A 13,417-nucleotide genomic window follows, 5' to 3' on the forward strand; every position below is an offset into this window, starting at 1 on the left:
GCGCTGGGGGAGAGCGCGCAGCGCCGGCTCCGCCGGGCCCCGCCCCCCCCCCCCCCCCCCCCCCCCCCCCCCCCCCCCCCCCCCCCCCCCCCCCCCCCCCCCCCCCCCCCCCCCGGGGGGGCAGCGGGGTCCTTGGTCAGAGCTGCTCGGTCTCCTGGTAGTTGCCCTCGTCGTACTGGGCCGGGTCGCCGAAGGCTGCGTCGCCCTGGTACGCGTCGGTCTCGTAGCCCTCGTCGTAGCTCTCCACCGAGGAGGGGACGAACCCGGGCGGGCTGTCCTTGAGCGCGAGGCCCATGGCGGCCAGCTTGAGCTTGACCTCGTCGATCGACTTCGCACCGAAGTTGCGGATGTCGAGCAGGTCGGCCTCGGAGCGGGTGACGAGCTCACCGACGGTGTGCACACCCTCGCGCTTGAGGCAGTTGTAGGACCGGACGGTGAGGTCCATGTCCTCGATCGGCATCGAGAAGTTCGCGATGTCGGCGGCCTCGGCCGGGCTGGGCCCGACCTCGATGCCCTCGGCGTCGACGTTCAGCTCGCGCAGCAGACCGAAGAGCTCGACCAGGGTCGAGCCGGCGCTGGCGATGGCGTCACGGGGCTCCATCGACGGCTTCGTCTCGACGTCGACGACCAGGCGGTCGAAGTCGGTGCGCTGCTCGACGCGGGTCGCCTCGACGGCGTAGGTCACCTTGAGCACCGGGGAGTAGATCGAGTCGACGGGGATGCGACCGATCTCCTGGCCGGGCTGCTTGTTCTGGGTGGCCGGCACGTACCCGCGGCCCCGCTCCACGACGAGCTCGACCTCGAGCCGGCCCTTCGCGTTGAGGGTGGCGATGTGCAGCTCGGGGTTGTGCACCTCGACACCGGCCGGCGGCGCGATGTCGGCGGCGGTGACCTCGCCCGGGCCCTGCTTGCGCAGGTACATGGTGACCGGCTCGTCGGAGTCGGAGCTGACCACGAGGCCCTTGAGGTTCAGGATGATCTCGGTGACGTCCTCCTTGACGCCCGGCACGGTGGTGAACTCGTGCAGGGTGCCCTCGATGCGGATGCTGGTGACAGCAGCGCCGGGGATCGAGGACAGCAGGGTGCGACGCAGGGAGTTGCCGAGGGTGTAGCCGAAGCCCGGCTCCAGCGGCTCGATGACGAACCGCGAGCGCTGGGCGTCGATGGTCTCCTCGGTGAGGGTCGGACGCTGTGCGATGAGCATGGTTCTCCTTCAGGTCCTCCGGCACCCGCCATATGACGCCGTGAGGGGTGGTGCCGGCGGGACGGACATCCGTCCGCCCGTCCCGCCGTCGTGCAGGCCCTGACCAGGCGAGCGCCTGGTCAGGGCCGGTGGATCACTTGGAGTACAGCTCGACGATCAGCTGCTCCTGCACGGGGGTGTCGATCACCTGACGCGCCGGGATGCTGTGGACCAGCACCTTCAGCTGCGTCGTGATGACCTCCAGCCACGGCGGCACGGGGCGCTGACCGGCCTTGGCCTGGGCCAGCTGGAAGGGGACCATCTCGACCGACTTGGCAGCGACCTCGACGATGTCGTTGGCGCTCACCCGGTAGGACGGGATGTCGACCTTGTGGCCGTTGACCTTGATGTGGCCGTGGCGCACCAGCTGGCGGGCCATGTCCCGGGACTCGGCGAAGCCGGCCCGGTAGACCACGTTGTCCAGACGGGACTCGAGGATCTGCAGCAGGACCTCACCGGTCTTGCCCGTCTTCTTGTTCGCCTCTTCGTAGTAGCCGCGGAACTGCTTCTCCAGCACGCCGTAGATGCGGCGGGCCTTCTGCTTCTCACGCAGCTGCAGGAGGTACTCGCTGTCCTTGCTGCGACCCCGGCCGTGCTCGCCCGGCGGGTAGGGCCGGATCTCGATCGGGCACTTCGGGGACTCGCACTTGCTGCCCTTGAGGAACAGCTTCATCTTCTCGCGCCGGCACAGGCGGCAGTCGGCTCCGGTGTAACGGGCCACGTCTATCTACCTCTTCGTCTCGTCAGTGACCGGTCAGACCCGGCGGCGCTTCTTGGGGCGGCAGCCGTTGTGCGGCTGCGGCGTCACGTCCTGGATCTGACCCACCTCGAGGCCGGTGGCCTGCAGCGAGCGGATCGCGGTCTCCCGCCCGGAGCCCGGGCCCTTGACGAAGACGTCGACCTTGCGCATGCCGTGCTCCTGCGCCTTGCGCGCGGCGTTCTCGGCAGCCATCTGCGCGGCGAACGGCGTGGACTTGCGAGAGCCCTTGAAGCCGACGTGGCCGGCGGAGGCCCAGCTGATCACGTTCCCGGTCGGGTCGGTGATCGACACGATCGTGTTGTTGAACGTGCTCTTGATGTGCGCCGCGCCGTGGGCGACGTTCTTCTTCTCCTTGCGGCGCACCTTCTTGGTGCCAGCAGCCGCGCGAGCCCTGGGAGGCATGTCTCTCCGGTCTGTGTCTGTGTTCGTGGCCTGGTGGTGCAGGTGCAGCGCTCCCGCCGCAGGCGCGCCGTCGGTCCGGCCCTACGGACCTTCGACGGCGCGCCGACGTGCTCGACTCAGCGAGCCTTCTTCTTGCCGGCGATCGTCTTGCGCGGGCCCTTGCGGCCGCGCGCGTTGGTCTTGGTGCGCTGACCGTGCACGGGCAGGCCGCGCCGGTGGCGCAGGCCCTGGTAGCAACCGATCTCCACCTTGCGGCGGATGTCGGCAGCGACCTCACGGCGCAGGTCACCCTCGACGCGGAAGTGCTCGTCGATGTAGTCGCGGAGCTTCAGCAGGTCCTCGTCGGAGAGGTCCTTGGCCCGCAGGTCCGGGCTGACGCCCGTCGCGGACAAGGTCGCCTTCGCGGAGGTCTTGCCGATCCCGTAGATGTAGGTGAGCGCGATCTCCATCCGCTTCTCGCGGGGCAGGTCGACGCCAGCCAGTCGTGCCATGTTCAGGTACTCCCTCAGCCCTGGCGCTGCTTGTGCCGGGCGTTGTCGCAGATGACCATGACCCGGCCATGCCGGCGGATCACCTTGCACTTGTCGCAGATCTTCTTCACCGACGGCTGGACCTTCACCGGTGCCGCCCCTCATTCCTCAGATCGATGTGCCGGCGCCCGCGCTCGGTGCGCGGACGGCCGACGGTCACTTGTAGCGGTAGACGATGCGACCGCGGGTCAGGTCGTAGGGCGAGAGCTCCACGACCACGCGGTCCTCGGGCAGGATGCGGATGTAGTGCTGCCGCATCTTGCCGCTGATGTGGGCGAGCACCCGGTGCCCGTTCTGCAGTTCCACTCGGAACATCGCGTTGGGCAGCGGCTCGACGACGCGACCCTCGACCTCGATGGCCCCGTCCTTCTTCGCCATGCCCTACACGGCCTCCTCGTTCACAGAACTCACAGTGGAGCTGGTCGCGCCCATGCCGGGACGGCACGAGCGGTGGTGCTGGATCGGCGATCTCGCAGAGGGCGTCCGTCGGACTACGGCCACAGCAGGACGACGGACGACGCGAACGCCATCGGCCACTCTACCCCGCCCGGGCCCCACTCACCAACCCGGGCCGGAGTGACAGTGGCCGCCCCACCCGCGACGGGTCCATCCTCAGGTGCGCGGGGTGATCCCGAAGGGAGCCAGCCCGGCGACGCCGCCGTCCTCGGCGGTCAGCACCCAGGGCCCCTCCGGGGTGATCGCCACGGAGTGCTCGAAGTGGGCGGCGCGGGAGCCGTCCTTGGTGACGACGGTCCACCCGTCCTCCAGCTCGACCGTCGCCGGATCGCCCACGGTGACCATCGGCTCGATGGCCAGCGCCATGCCGGGCACCAGCTTCGGACCGCGGCCGGCCCGGCCGTAGTTGAGCACGTGCGGGTCCTGGTGCATCTCCGTGCCGATGCCGTGGCCGCCGTAGTGGTCGACGATCCCGTACCGGTGCTCGTGCGCGGTGATCGACTCCTCCACCGCGTGGCTGATGTCGGTCAGCCGGCCACCGGCCAGCGCGCGGGCCAGCCCCGCCCACATCGACCGCTCGGTGACCTCCAGGAGGGCGGCATCCTCCGCGGAGGCCTCCCCCACCGTGACCGTCACCGCGGAGTCGCTGTGCCAGCCGTTGAGGATGGCGCCGCAGTCGATGGAGATGTTGTCGCCCTCGGCGAGCACCCGGTCGGGGTTCGGGATGCCGTGCACGACCTCGTCGTTGACCGACGTGCAGATCGTGCCGGTGAAGCCGTGGTAACCGAGGAAGTTCGGCACCGCCCCCTGGGACCGGATGTGGTCCTCCGCGATGGCGTCGAGCTCCTTGGTGGTCACCCCGGGCCGGACGGCCGCCTTCACCGCCTTCAGGGCACCGGCGGTGACGAGCCCCGAGGCCCGCATCAGCTCGATCTCGTGTGCGGTCTTGACCTGGATCATGCGTCCACTCCACTTCGCCAGCAGCGGCACCCGGGCCAGCAGCCCGGTCATGCGCGGGTACCCGGGTCGACCGGCACCGGCACCGTCCTCAGCCGCCGGCCGGGGCCCCGGACTGTCCGCCGCAGGCCTCGAGAGCGACCATCGCCCGCTCGGTGACCTCGTCGATCTCGCCGATGGCGTCGATCCGGGCCAGCAGGCCGGCCTGCTCGTAGAAGCCGGACAGGGGGGCGGTCTGTTCCCGGTAGACGTCCAGCCGGTGCCGCACCGTCTCCGGCTTGTCGTCGTCTCGCTGGACCCACTCGCCGTCGACCAGCATGCGCCGACCGGACAGCCGCCGCACCAGCTCGTCCTGGTCCACGACGAGCTCCAGGACGCAGTCGAGCCGGTGACCCATCGCGCCGAGGGAGTCACGCAGCTGCTCAGCCTGGGCAATGGTGCGCGGGAAGCCGTCGAGCAGGAAGCCGGCCTTGGCGTCGGGCTCGGCGAGCCGGTCCGAGACCATCGCCACGGTGATCTCGTCGGGCACCAGGTCACCGGCGTCCATGTAGACCTTCGCTGCCTGGCCGAGCTCGGTCTGGCCGCTCACGTTGGCGCGGAAGATGTCGCCCGTGGAGATCGCGGGCACCGACAGCCGGCCGGCGATGATCTGGGCCTGGGTCCCCTTGCCGGCTCCGGGCGGGCCCAGCAGCACGACGCGCACTACTTCAGGAACCCTTCGTAGCTGCGCTGGTTGAGTTGCGTCTCGATCTGCTTCACCGTCTCCAAGCCCACTCCCACCATGATCAGCACCGCGGTCCCGCCGAACGGGAAGTTCTGGTTCTGCCCCTCCTGCGTGATGGAGAGGAAGAGGTTGGGCAGCACGGCGACCAGACCCAGGTAGATCGACCCGGGCAGGGTGATCCGGGACAGCACGTACTGCAGGTACTCCGCGGTGGGACGCCCGGGCCGGATGCCGGGGATGAAGCCGCCGTAGCGCTTCATGTCGTCCGCCCGCTCCTCCGGGTTGAACGTGATCGACACGTAGAAGTACGTGAAGAAGATGATCATCGCGAAGTAGATCGCGATGTGCACCGGGCTGCTCTGGTTGATCACGTACGACTCGAAGAACCGGCGGACCGGCCCGGCGGAGTCACCCTGCAACTGGGCGATCAGCTGCGGGAGGTACAGCAGCGAGGAGGCGAAGATGACCGGGATGACACCGGCCTGGTTCACCTTCAGGGGCAGGTAGGTGGACGTCCCGCCGTACATGCGGCGGCCGACCATGCGCTTGGCGTACTGGACCGGGATGCGCCGCTGCGCCTGCTCGACGTAGACGACCGTGCCGATGATGACCACCGCGATGACGCAGACGATGGCGAAGATGAAGGCCCCGCGCGCCTGCAGGATCGACCCGCCCTCGGCGGGGATCCGGGCGGCGATCGAGGTGAAGATCAGCACGGACATGCCGTTGCCGATCCCCTTCTCGGTCAGCAGCTCACCCAGCCACATGATCACCGCGGTGCCCGCGGTCAGCGTCACGACGAGGACGATCGTGGTCCAGACCGAGTCGGACGGGATGATGTCCTGCGCACAGCCGGGGAACAGCTGGCCGCTGCGCGCGAGGGCGATGATGCCGGTGCTCTGCAGGACGGCGAGGGCGATCGTCAGGTAGCGGGTGTACTGGGTCAGCTTCGCCTGACCCGACTGCCCTTCCTTCTTCAGCTGCTCGAACCGCGGGATGACCACCACGAGCAGCTGGACGATGATGCTGGCCGTGATGTACGGCATGATGCCGAGAGCGAAGACCGACAGGCGCAGCAGCGCGCCGCCGGAGAACAGGTTGACCAGGGAGTAGACGTCCCGCTGGTCGGAGGCCTGCGCCTGCTCGAGGCAGCTGTTGATCGCCTCGATCGACACCCCGGGACCGGGGACGCTGGCGCCCAGCCGGTACACGGCGATGACCGCCAGGGAGAACAGCAGCTTGCGCCGGAGGTCTGGCGTCCGGAACGCCGAGGCGAACGCCTGCAGCACGTGCCCTCCCCGAGTCGGTCGTGCGAGGTTATCAACAACGGGACCGCTGCCGGTCACCCGTCGCCCGGACGGGCGTTGGTGACCGGCAGCGACGTCCGGCCCTCTGGGCCGGACAGCAGACGACCCCCGGGTGGCTCACCCGTGTCGGGTGGCTCCCCGGGGGTCGTCGGCGGTCAGATCTGGGTGGTGCTGCCCCCGGCCGCGCCGATCTTCTCCGCCGCGGAGGCGGAGAAGGCGTGTGCGTGCACGTGGACCTGGACGCCACCGAGCTCGCCGGTGCCCAGCACCTTGACCGGCTGGCCGCGCCGCACCGCGCCGGCGTCAGCCAGCGAGTCCGGGGTGACCGAGCCGCCCTCGGGGAAGAGCGAGGCGATCCGGTCCAGGTTCACGACCTGGAAGACGACCTTGTTGTTGTTCTTGAAGCCCGAGAGCTTCGGCAGCCGCATGTGCAGCGGGGTCTGGCCGCCCTCGAAGCGGGCCGAGACCTGCACGCGGGCGCCGGAGCCCTTGGTGCCGCGACCGGCGGTCTTGCCCTTGGAACCCTCACCACGACCCACACGGGTCTTCTTGGTGTGAGCGCCGGGAGCAGGCCGCAGGTGGTGGACCTTGAGAGTCATGGTGTTCCCCTGCTCAGACGATCTCTTCGACGGTGACCAGGTGCGGCACCGTCGCGACCATCCCGCGGATCTCGGGACGGTCCTCCTGGACGACCGAGTCGTTGATCCGCTTGAGCCCCAGTGAACGCAGCGTCTGACGCTGGTTCGGCTTGGTGCCGATGGCCGACTTGATCTGGGTGACCTTCAGCTGAGCCATCTCAGACCCCCTGACCGGCCCGCGCCCGCAGCATCGCGGCGGGAGCGACGTCCTCCAGGGGCAGACCGCGGCGAGCCGCGATCTCCTCGGGACGGACGAGGTCCTTCAGCGCCTGCATGGTGGCGTGGACGATGTTGATCGGGTTGGAGGACCCGAGGCTCTTGGAGAGCACGTCGTGGATGCCGGCGCACTCCAGCACGGCGCGCACCGGACCACCGGCGATGACACCGGTACCCGGGCTGGCCGGCTTGAGCAGCACGACACCGGCCGCCGCCTCACCCTGCACCGGGTGCGGGATGGTGCTGGCGATCCGCGGCACGCGGTAGAAGTGCTTCTTCGCCTCCTCGACGCCCTTGGCGATCGCCGCGGGCACCTCCTTGGCCTTGCCGTAGCCGACACCCACGGTGCCGTCGCCGTCGCCGACGATCACCAGCGCGGTGAAGCTGAAGCGCCGACCGCCCTTGACGACCTTGGACACGCGGTTGATCGCGACCACGCGCTCGATGAACTGGCTCTTCTCGGCGGGCGCGCCTCCGGGCCCCCGCCCGCCGTCACGACGGTCGCGGCGGTCGTTACCGCCGCCGGCGCCGCCGCCGCGTCGCTGTGGTCCTGGCATCAGACGTCCCTCTCGATCTCAGTTGCCGTGCTCATCAGAAGTCCAGCCCGCCCTCGCGGGCGCCGTCCGCCAGTGCCGCGATGCGCCCGGCGTACCGGTTGCCACCGCGGTCGAAGACGACCGCGGTGATCCCGGCCGCCTTGGCCCGCTCGGCCACCAGCGCACCGACCTGCTTGGCGAGGGAGGACTTGTCGCCCTCGGCGCCCTTCAGGCTGGCGTCCAGCGTGGATGCACTGACCAGGGTACGGCCGACGGTGTCGTCGACGACCTGAACGTGCATGTGCCGGCTACTGCGGTTGACCACCATGCGGGGACGCTCCGACGTGCCGGAGACCCGCTTGCGCAGCCGGTTGTGGCGACGCAGCCGCGAGACGCGGCGGGCGGTGCTGATGTCGGTGCCGACGGGCTTGTGCACCCGGGCACCCTTGTCGCTCTGTGCCTGTGCCATCACTTGCCCGTCTTCCCGACCTTGCGCTTGACGACCTCACCCTGGTACCGCACGCCCTTGCCCTTGTACGGGTCGGGCTTGCGGAGCTTCCGGATGTTGGCCGCGACCTGGCCCACCTGCTGCTTGTCGATGCCGCTCACCCGGATGCGGGTGGGTGCCTCGACGGTGAAGGTGATGCCCTCGGGCGCCTTCACCGGGACCGGGTGGCTGAAGCCCAGGGCGAACTCGAGGTCCGCACCACGGGCCTGCACGCGGTAACCCACGCCGACGATCTCCAGGGTCTTGTCGTAGCCCTGGGTGACGCCGGTGATCATGTTGGCGATGAGCGTCCGGGAGAGCCCGTGCAGCGCACGGCTCTCCCGCTCGTCGTTGGGACGCTGCACCAGCAGCGTGCCGTCCTCACCGCGCTCGACGGTGATGGGAGCTGCGACCGTGTGGCTCAGCTTCCCCTTCGGGCCCGACACGTTGACGGTCTGCCCGTCGAGGGCGACCTCCACACCGCTGGGCACCGGAACCGGGAGTCGTCCGATCCGTGACATGTCTGCTCGCTCCTCTTACCAGACGTAGGCGAGGACTTCCCCACCCACGCCCTTCTTGTTCGCCTGCTTGTCGGTCAGCAGCCCGGTGGAGGTCGAGATGATCGCGACCCCCAGACCACCGAGGACCTTCGGCAGAGCGGTCGACTTCGCGTAGACCCGCAGTCCCGGCTTCGACACCCGCCGGACACCGGCGATGCTGCGCTCACGGTTGGGGCCGTACTTCAAGGTGACCACGAGCTCCTTGCGGATGTGGCCGTCCTTCTCGACGTCGTTGACGGTCCAGCCGCCGATGTAGCCCTCCTGCTGGAGGATCTCGGCGACGTGCGTCTTCAGCTTCGACGACGGCATGGCGGCGGTGTCGTGGTACGCCTGGTTGGCGTTGCGAAGCCGCGTGAGCATGTCCGCGATCGGGTCGGTCATCGTCATGTCGGGTGGTGCCTCTCTCGCCGCGGTTCCTCTGGGGCTGGGTCGGTGTGACTTGGCCCCGGGCCTCTCGGCGATCGGTGGTGCTCGAGTGGTGACTTACCGGATCGGCCCGGCTGCACCCCGCGGCGCGCGGAGCGCGTTCCGGGGTGCAGCCGGGTCCTTCACCAGCTGGACTTGCTGACGCCCGGCAGCTCGCCGGCGTGCGCCATCTCCCGCAGGCAGATGCGGCACAGGCCGAACTTGCGGAAGACCGCGTGCGGACGACCGCAGCGCTGGCAGCGGGTGTACCCGCGGACCGCGAACTTCGGCTTGCGGGCCGCCTTGTTGATCAGAGCCTTCTTGGCCATATCGCTTCTCCTCGCCCGCTCAGCGGGTCGCGTTCACGACGGTCTGGCCGGCGAAGGGGAAGCCGAGCAGCGTGAGCAGCTCGCGGCCCTCCTCGTCGGTGGTCGCGGTGGTCACCAGGGTGATGTCCATGCCGCGGGGCCGGTCGATCTTGTCGACGTCGATCTCGCGGAACATCGACTGCTCGGTCAGGCCGAACGTGTAGTTGCCGTGACCGTCGAACTGCTTGGGGTTCAGACCCCGGAAGTCACGGATGCGGGGCAGGGCCAGCGACAGCAGCCGGTCCAGGAACTCCCACATGCGGTCGCCGCGGAGGGTCACCTTCGCGCCGATCGGCATGCCCTCGCGGAGCTTGAACTGGGCGATCGACTTGCGGGCCCGGACGACGGCCGGCTTCTGGCCGGTGATGGCGGTCAGGTCACGGACCGCGCCGTCCATCAGCTTGGCGTCACGGGTGGCCTCGCCGACGCCCATGTTGACCACGATCTTCACCAGACCGGGGATCTGCATGACGTTGGCGTAGCCGAACTCGCTCTGCAGCGCCGGCGCGATGTCCGCGCGGTAGCGGGCGAGCAGGCGGGGCAGCTCACGGGTGGGTGCGCTCATGGGGATCAGAGGTCCTTACCGGTGCGCCGCGAGACCCGGATGCTGCGGCCTTCCTCGTCCTTGCGGTAGCCGACCCGGGTCGGCTTGTCCTCGCTGTCGATGACCATCACGTTGCTGACGTGGATGGCCGCCTCCTGCGTGACGATCCCGCCCGACTGCGCGCCACGCTGGGTGGAGCTGATCCGGGTGTGCTTCTTCACCCGGCCGATGCCCTCGACGAGCACCTTCTGGGTCTTGGGGAAGGCGGCGATGACGCGGCCCTTGGCGCCCCTGTCCTTGCCGGACAGGACGACGACCTGGTCGCCCTTCTTGACCTTCATCGACGGGGTCTTCCCGCTGACGTGCTGAGCCATGATCACAACACCTCCGGAGCGAGCGAGATGATCCGCATGAAGCGCTTGTCACGCAGCTCGCGGCCCACCGGGCCGAAGATGCGGGTCCCGCGCGGGTCGCCGCTGTCGCGGATGATGACCGCGGCGTTCTCGTCGAAGCGGATGTAGGAGCCGTCGGGACGGCGCCGCTCCTTAACGGTCCGGACGACGACGGCCTTGACCACGTCGCCCTTCTTCACGCCGGCGCCCGGGAGGGCGTCCTTCACGGTGGCGACGATGATGTCGCCGATGCCCGCGTAGCGTCGCCCGGAGCCACCGAGCACACGGATGCACAAGATCTCCTTGGCACCGGTGTTGTCGGCGACTCGCAGCCGCGACTCCTGCTGGATCACTTCCTGCTCCTCGTACTAGTGGTGACAGCCGGGCCGGATCGGTGAACCGGCTGTCCGGTTCCCACGTGCGGACAGCCGGTGGCGTGTGCCACCGGCCGTCCGTACAGGGGTACCGGGATGCGGCGCGCCCGTCAGGCGCGCCAGTCGTCCAGAGTACCTGCTGTTCACCCGGCCGTTGCAGCCGGATGCGTCACTTGGCCTTCTCGACGACGGTCACCAGGCGCCAGCGCTTGGTGGCCGAGGTGGGGCGCGTCTCCATGATCTGCACCCGGTCGCCGATGCCGGCGGTGTTCTGCTCGTCGTGCGCCTTCAGCTTGCTGGTCCGGCGGAGCACCTTGCCGTACAGCCCGTGCTTCACCCGGTCCTCGACCTCGACGACGATGGTCTTGTCCATCTTGTCGCTGACGACGAGGCCCTCGCGGACCTTGCGGTACCCGCGCCCGGCCAGGCCGGGGCCGGTCGAGGTCTGGGACTCGGTGCTCGTGGTACTGGCCTCGCTCATGCCACACCCTCGTTCGGGGCGACCGAGAGGCCCAGCTCGCGCTCGCGCATGATCGTGTAGATCCGGGCGATGTCGCGGCGGACGGTCTGCAGTCGCCGGTTGTTGTCCAGCTGGCCGGTGGCCACCTGGAACCGCAGGTTGAACAGCTCTTCGCGCGACTCACGCAGCCGGGTGGCCAGCTCGTCGGCGGACAGCTCGCGCAGCTCGGGCGCAGTCAGTCCGGCGGCCATCACACCTCTCCTTCACGGGTGATGAAGCGGCACTTCATGGGGAGCTTGTGGATGGCGCGGCGCATGGCCTCGCGGGCCACGGGCTCGGCGACACCGGAGAGCTCGAACATGATGCGACCGGGCTTCACGTTGGCCACCCACCACTCCGGCGAGCCCTTGCCCGAACCCATGCGGGTCTCGGCGGGCTTCTTGGTGAGGGGGCGGTCCGGGTAGATGGAGATCCAGACCTTGCCGCCACGCTTGATGTGGCGGGTCATGGCGATACGGGCGGACTCGATCTGCCGGTTGGTGACGTACGCCGGCTCGAGGGCCTGGATGGCGTACTCACCGAAGTTGATCGCCGTGCCGCCCTTGGCCCGCCCGGAACGGTCCGGGTGGTGCTGCTTGCGGTGCTTGACCCGACGCGGGATCAGCATGATCAGGCCCCCTGCTCCGGATTCGTGGTGTTCTCGGTACCGGCCGCCTCGGCGGCCGCGGTGCCCTCGGCGCCGGCGGCCTGCGCGACGGTCTGCTCGGCCGGGACGTCACCAGAGCTGACGGCGAGGGCGTCCTGGACCGGGCCGGCGCCCTCGGCAGCGGCCCGACCGGCCTCGGTGCCCCCGGCGGTGGTGCCGCTGGAGCCCGAACGACGCGGACGCTGCGGGCGCTCACGACGCTGCTGACGCTGGGCGAGGGCCTCGAGGGCCTCCCGCTCGGCGCGCGAGCCGCTGGCGTCGCCCTTGTAGATCCAGACCTTCACGCCGATGCGGCCGAAGGTCGTGCGGGCCTCGTAGATGCCGTAGTCGATGTTCGCGCGGAGCGTGTGCAGCGGCACGCGACCCTCGCGGTAGAACTCCGACCGGCTCATCTCCGTGCCACCCAGGCGACCCGAGCACTGCACCCGGATGCCCTTGACCTGCGGGCTCCGCTGCGCGGACTGCATCGCCTTGCGCATGGCGCGGCGGAAGCTGACCCGGCTGGAGAGCTGCTCGGCGACGCCCTGGGCGACCAGCTGCGCGTCGGACTCGGGGTTCTTGACCTCGAGGATGTTCAGCTGCACCTGCTTGCCGGTGAGCTTCTCCAGCTCGCCGCGGATCCGGTCCGCCTCGGCGCCGCGGCGGCCGATGACGATGCCCGGGCGGGCGGTGTGGATGTCGACACGGACGCGGTCACGGGTGCGCTCGATCTCCACCTTCGAGATGCCGGCGCGCTCCATGCCCTTGCCCATGAGCTTCCGGATGGCCACGTCTTCCTTGACGTAGTCCTTGTACAGCTTGTCGGCGTACCACCGGGACTTGTAGTCGGTGGTGATGCCGAGCCGGAACCCGTGCGGGTTGACCTTCTGACCCACTAGCGGGTCCCTCCCCTCGTGTTGTTCTTCGACTGCTGGGTGGCCGGGCCGGCCTGGCCGGTGTCCCGACGTGCCTTGCGCGACCGCTGCGCGAGGTCCGCGCTGCTGGTCACCTCACTCACCTCGACGGTGATGTGGCTGGTCCGCTTGTTGATCCGGAAGGCACGGCCCTGGGCGCGCGGACGGATCCGCTTCAGGGTCGGGCCCTCGTCGACGAACGCAGCGCTGACCACGAGCGCGGCCGGGTCCAGCCGCAGGTTGTGCTCGGCGTTGGCGACCGCGCTGGCGACGACCTTGGCCACCGGCTCGCTGGCGCTCTGCGGGGCGAACCGCAGGAGCGCGAGCGCCTCGTCGGTCGGCAGGTAGCGGATCAGGTCCACCACCCGACGGGCCTTCATGGGGGTGACGCGGACGAACCGGGCCGTGGCCCGGGCGACCGGCGTCTCCTGTCCCAACTGGGAAGTCATCTGATGCGTC

Annotated in this window: 24 protein-coding genes; all 24 read right to left on the bottom strand. The window is 69.5% G+C overall.

Annotated features, from left to right (window positions below; all coding sequences use genetic code 11):
- Positions 1-136: 136 nt before the first annotated feature.
- The 24 genes from ACI795_RS15175 to rplV all read right to left on the bottom strand — a co-directional run bounded on the left by ACI795_RS15175 (position 137) and on the right by rplV (position 13,407).
- Entirely contained in the window at positions 137-1,204 is a 1,068-nt protein-coding gene (locus ACI795_RS15175; RefSeq protein WP_457076386.1) for a DNA-directed RNA polymerase subunit alpha, read from the bottom strand.
- Between the two features lie 133 nt (positions 1,205-1,337).
- On the bottom strand, positions 1,338-1,964 hold the full coding sequence (rpsD, locus tag ACI795_RS15180; RefSeq protein ID WP_457076387.1) for a 30S ribosomal protein S4: 627 nt from the start codon (positions 1,962-1,964) through the stop codon (positions 1,338-1,340).
- A gap of 33 nt (positions 1,965-1,997) precedes the next feature.
- Positions 1,998-2,405, bottom strand: a complete 408-nt coding sequence (gene rpsK / locus ACI795_RS15185) for a 30S ribosomal protein S11 (RefSeq protein WP_026844840.1) — start codon at positions 2,403-2,405, stop codon at positions 1,998-2,000.
- A gap of 116 nt (positions 2,406-2,521) precedes the next feature.
- Positions 2,522-2,896, bottom strand: coding sequence for a 30S ribosomal protein S13 (gene rpsM / locus ACI795_RS15190; RefSeq protein ID WP_457076388.1), 375 nt, complete (start codon positions 2,894-2,896; stop codon positions 2,522-2,524).
- A gap of 14 nt (positions 2,897-2,910) precedes the next feature.
- The gene (rpmJ, locus tag ACI795_RS15195) at positions 2,911-3,024 is read right to left on the bottom strand and encodes a 50S ribosomal protein L36 (protein ID WP_012950458.1); all 114 of its coding nucleotides are present in this window, start codon (positions 3,022-3,024) and stop codon (positions 2,911-2,913) included.
- A gap of 67 nt (positions 3,025-3,091) precedes the next feature.
- Positions 3,092-3,313, bottom strand: coding sequence for a translation initiation factor IF-1 (gene infA / locus ACI795_RS15200; RefSeq protein WP_012950459.1), 222 nt, complete (start codon positions 3,311-3,313; stop codon positions 3,092-3,094).
- A 234-nt stretch (positions 3,314-3,547) separates the two neighbouring features.
- On the bottom strand, positions 3,548-4,402 hold the full coding sequence (map, locus tag ACI795_RS15205; RefSeq protein WP_457076389.1) for a type I methionyl aminopeptidase: 855 nt from the start codon (positions 4,400-4,402) through the stop codon (positions 3,548-3,550).
- A gap of 37 nt (positions 4,403-4,439) precedes the next feature.
- The gene (locus ACI795_RS15210) at positions 4,440-5,042 is read right to left on the bottom strand and encodes an adenylate kinase (RefSeq protein ID WP_457076390.1); all 603 of its coding nucleotides are present in this window, start codon (positions 5,040-5,042) and stop codon (positions 4,440-4,442) included.
- A gap of 8 nt (positions 5,043-5,050) precedes the next feature.
- On the bottom strand, positions 5,051-6,361 hold the full coding sequence (secY, locus tag ACI795_RS15215) for a preprotein translocase subunit SecY (protein ID WP_457076391.1): 1,311 nt from the start codon (positions 6,359-6,361) through the stop codon (positions 5,051-5,053).
- Between the two features lie 173 nt (positions 6,362-6,534).
- Complete coding sequence (gene rplO, locus ACI795_RS15220) at positions 6,535-6,978, bottom strand: 50S ribosomal protein L15 (RefSeq protein WP_457076392.1); 444 nt, start codon at positions 6,976-6,978, stop codon at positions 6,535-6,537.
- Between the two features lie 13 nt (positions 6,979-6,991).
- Positions 6,992-7,174 carry an uL30 family ribosomal protein gene (rpmD, locus tag ACI795_RS15225; protein WP_457063857.1) on the bottom strand — a complete coding sequence of 61 codons (183 nt, stop codon included), beginning with the start codon at positions 7,172-7,174 and terminating at the stop codon, positions 6,992-6,994.
- A 1-nt stretch (position 7,175) separates the two neighbouring features.
- The gene (gene rpsE, locus ACI795_RS15230; protein ID WP_153359847.1) at positions 7,176-7,790 is read right to left on the bottom strand and encodes a 30S ribosomal protein S5; all 615 of its coding nucleotides are present in this window, start codon (positions 7,788-7,790) and stop codon (positions 7,176-7,178) included.
- A gap of 34 nt (positions 7,791-7,824) precedes the next feature.
- Positions 7,825-8,238, bottom strand: coding sequence for a 50S ribosomal protein L18 (rplR, locus tag ACI795_RS15235; protein ID WP_457076393.1), 414 nt, complete (start codon positions 8,236-8,238; stop codon positions 7,825-7,827).
- Positions 8,238-8,777 (bottom strand): 50S ribosomal protein L6, encoded by a 540-nt coding sequence (gene rplF / locus ACI795_RS15240; protein WP_457076394.1) that lies wholly within the window; start codon positions 8,775-8,777, stop codon positions 8,238-8,240. Before rplF ends, rplR begins: the two co-directional genes overlap by 1 nt.
- 15 nt (positions 8,778-8,792) lie before the next feature.
- Positions 8,793-9,203, bottom strand: a complete 411-nt coding sequence (gene rpsH, locus ACI795_RS15245) for a 30S ribosomal protein S8 (protein WP_457076395.1) — start codon at positions 9,201-9,203, stop codon at positions 8,793-8,795.
- A 161-nt stretch (positions 9,204-9,364) separates the two neighbouring features.
- Positions 9,365-9,550, bottom strand: a complete 186-nt coding sequence (locus ACI795_RS15250) for a type Z 30S ribosomal protein S14 (RefSeq protein WP_113838243.1) — start codon at positions 9,548-9,550, stop codon at positions 9,365-9,367.
- A gap of 19 nt (positions 9,551-9,569) precedes the next feature.
- The gene (gene rplE, locus ACI795_RS15255; protein WP_457076396.1) at positions 9,570-10,154 is read right to left on the bottom strand and encodes a 50S ribosomal protein L5; all 585 of its coding nucleotides are present in this window, start codon (positions 10,152-10,154) and stop codon (positions 9,570-9,572) included.
- Between the two features lie 5 nt (positions 10,155-10,159).
- Positions 10,160-10,507 (bottom strand): 50S ribosomal protein L24, encoded by a 348-nt coding sequence (gene rplX / locus ACI795_RS15260; protein ID WP_457076397.1) that lies wholly within the window; start codon positions 10,505-10,507, stop codon positions 10,160-10,162.
- A 2-nt stretch (positions 10,508-10,509) separates the two neighbouring features.
- Positions 10,510-10,878: a 50S ribosomal protein L14 gene (gene rplN / locus ACI795_RS15265; protein WP_457076398.1), complete on the bottom strand. Its 369-nt coding sequence runs from the start codon at positions 10,876-10,878 to the stop codon at positions 10,510-10,512.
- Between the two features lie 190 nt (positions 10,879-11,068).
- Positions 11,069-11,380, bottom strand: a complete 312-nt coding sequence (rpsQ, locus tag ACI795_RS15270; protein ID WP_457076399.1) for a 30S ribosomal protein S17 — start codon at positions 11,378-11,380, stop codon at positions 11,069-11,071.
- Entirely contained in the window at positions 11,377-11,610 is a 234-nt protein-coding gene (gene rpmC / locus ACI795_RS15275; RefSeq protein WP_014742850.1) for a 50S ribosomal protein L29, read from the bottom strand. The genes rpsQ and rpmC overlap by 4 nt, the downstream gene beginning before the upstream one ends.
- Complete coding sequence (gene rplP, locus ACI795_RS15280; protein WP_222194238.1) at positions 11,610-12,026, bottom strand: 50S ribosomal protein L16; 417 nt, start codon at positions 12,024-12,026, stop codon at positions 11,610-11,612. Before rplP ends, rpmC begins: the two co-directional genes overlap by 1 nt.
- Positions 12,027-12,028: 2 nt before the next feature.
- Positions 12,029-12,940 (bottom strand): 30S ribosomal protein S3, encoded by a 912-nt coding sequence (gene rpsC, locus ACI795_RS15285; RefSeq protein ID WP_457076400.1) that lies wholly within the window; start codon positions 12,938-12,940, stop codon positions 12,029-12,031.
- Positions 12,940-13,407 (bottom strand): 50S ribosomal protein L22, encoded by a 468-nt coding sequence (gene rplV / locus ACI795_RS15290; protein ID WP_457076401.1) that lies wholly within the window; start codon positions 13,405-13,407, stop codon positions 12,940-12,942. The genes rpsC and rplV overlap by 1 nt, the downstream gene beginning before the upstream one ends.
- Between the last annotated feature and the right edge of the window lie 10 nt (positions 13,408-13,417).

It is taken from the genome of Modestobacter sp. SYSU DS0290 (assembly GCF_054050955.1).

Excerpts from the sequence above, each read along its gene's own strand:
- ACI795_RS15175 (WP_457076386.1), bottom strand. The coding sequence starts at position 1,204 with ATGCTCATCGCACAGCGTCCGACCCTCACCGAGGAGACCATCGACGCC.
- rpsK (WP_026844840.1), bottom strand. The coding sequence starts at position 2,405 with ATGCCTCCCAGGGCTCGCGCGGCTGCTGGCACCAAGAAGGTGCGCCGC.
- rpsM (WP_457076388.1), bottom strand. The coding sequence starts at position 2,896 with ATGGCACGACTGGCTGGCGTCGACCTGCCCCGCGAGAAGCGGATGGAG.
- infA (WP_012950459.1), bottom strand. The coding sequence starts at position 3,313 with ATGGCGAAGAAGGACGGGGCCATCGAGGTCGAGGGTCGCGTCGTCGAG.
- map (WP_457076389.1), bottom strand. The coding sequence starts at position 4,402 with ATGACCGGGCTGCTGGCCCGGGTGCCGCTGCTGGCGAAGTGGAGTGGA.
- rplO (WP_457076392.1), bottom strand. The coding sequence starts at position 6,978 with ATGACTCTCAAGGTCCACCACCTGCGGCCTGCTCCCGGCGCTCACACC.
- rpmD (WP_457063857.1), bottom strand. The coding sequence starts at position 7,174 with ATGGCTCAGCTGAAGGTCACCCAGATCAAGTCGGCCATCGGCACCAAG.
- rpsE (WP_153359847.1), bottom strand. The coding sequence starts at position 7,790 with ATGCCAGGACCACAGCGACGCGGCGGCGGCGCCGGCGGCGGTAACGAC.
- rplR (WP_457076393.1), bottom strand. The coding sequence starts at position 8,238 with ATGGCACAGGCACAGAGCGACAAGGGTGCCCGGGTGCACAAGCCCGTC.
- rplF (WP_457076394.1), bottom strand. The coding sequence starts at position 8,777 with ATGTCACGGATCGGACGACTCCCGGTTCCGGTGCCCAGCGGTGTGGAG.
- rpsH (WP_457076395.1), bottom strand. The coding sequence starts at position 9,203 with ATGACGATGACCGACCCGATCGCGGACATGCTCACGCGGCTTCGCAAC.
- ACI795_RS15250 (WP_113838243.1), bottom strand. The coding sequence starts at position 9,550 with ATGGCCAAGAAGGCTCTGATCAACAAGGCGGCCCGCAAGCCGAAGTTC.
- rplE (WP_457076396.1), bottom strand. The coding sequence starts at position 10,154 with ATGAGCGCACCCACCCGTGAGCTGCCCCGCCTGCTCGCCCGCTACCGC.
- rplX (WP_457076397.1), bottom strand. The coding sequence starts at position 10,507 with ATGGCTCAGCACGTCAGCGGGAAGACCCCGTCGATGAAGGTCAAGAAG.
- rpsQ (WP_457076399.1), bottom strand. The coding sequence starts at position 11,380 with ATGAGCGAGGCCAGTACCACGAGCACCGAGTCCCAGACCTCGACCGGC.
- rpmC (WP_014742850.1), bottom strand. The coding sequence starts at position 11,610 with ATGGCCGCCGGACTGACTGCGCCCGAGCTGCGCGAGCTGTCCGCCGAC.
- rplP (WP_222194238.1), bottom strand. The coding sequence starts at position 12,026 with ATGCTGATCCCGCGTCGGGTCAAGCACCGCAAGCAGCACCACCCGGAC.
- rplV (WP_457076401.1), bottom strand. The coding sequence starts at position 13,407 with ATGACTTCCCAGTTGGGACAGGAGACGCCGGTCGCCCGGGCCACGGCC.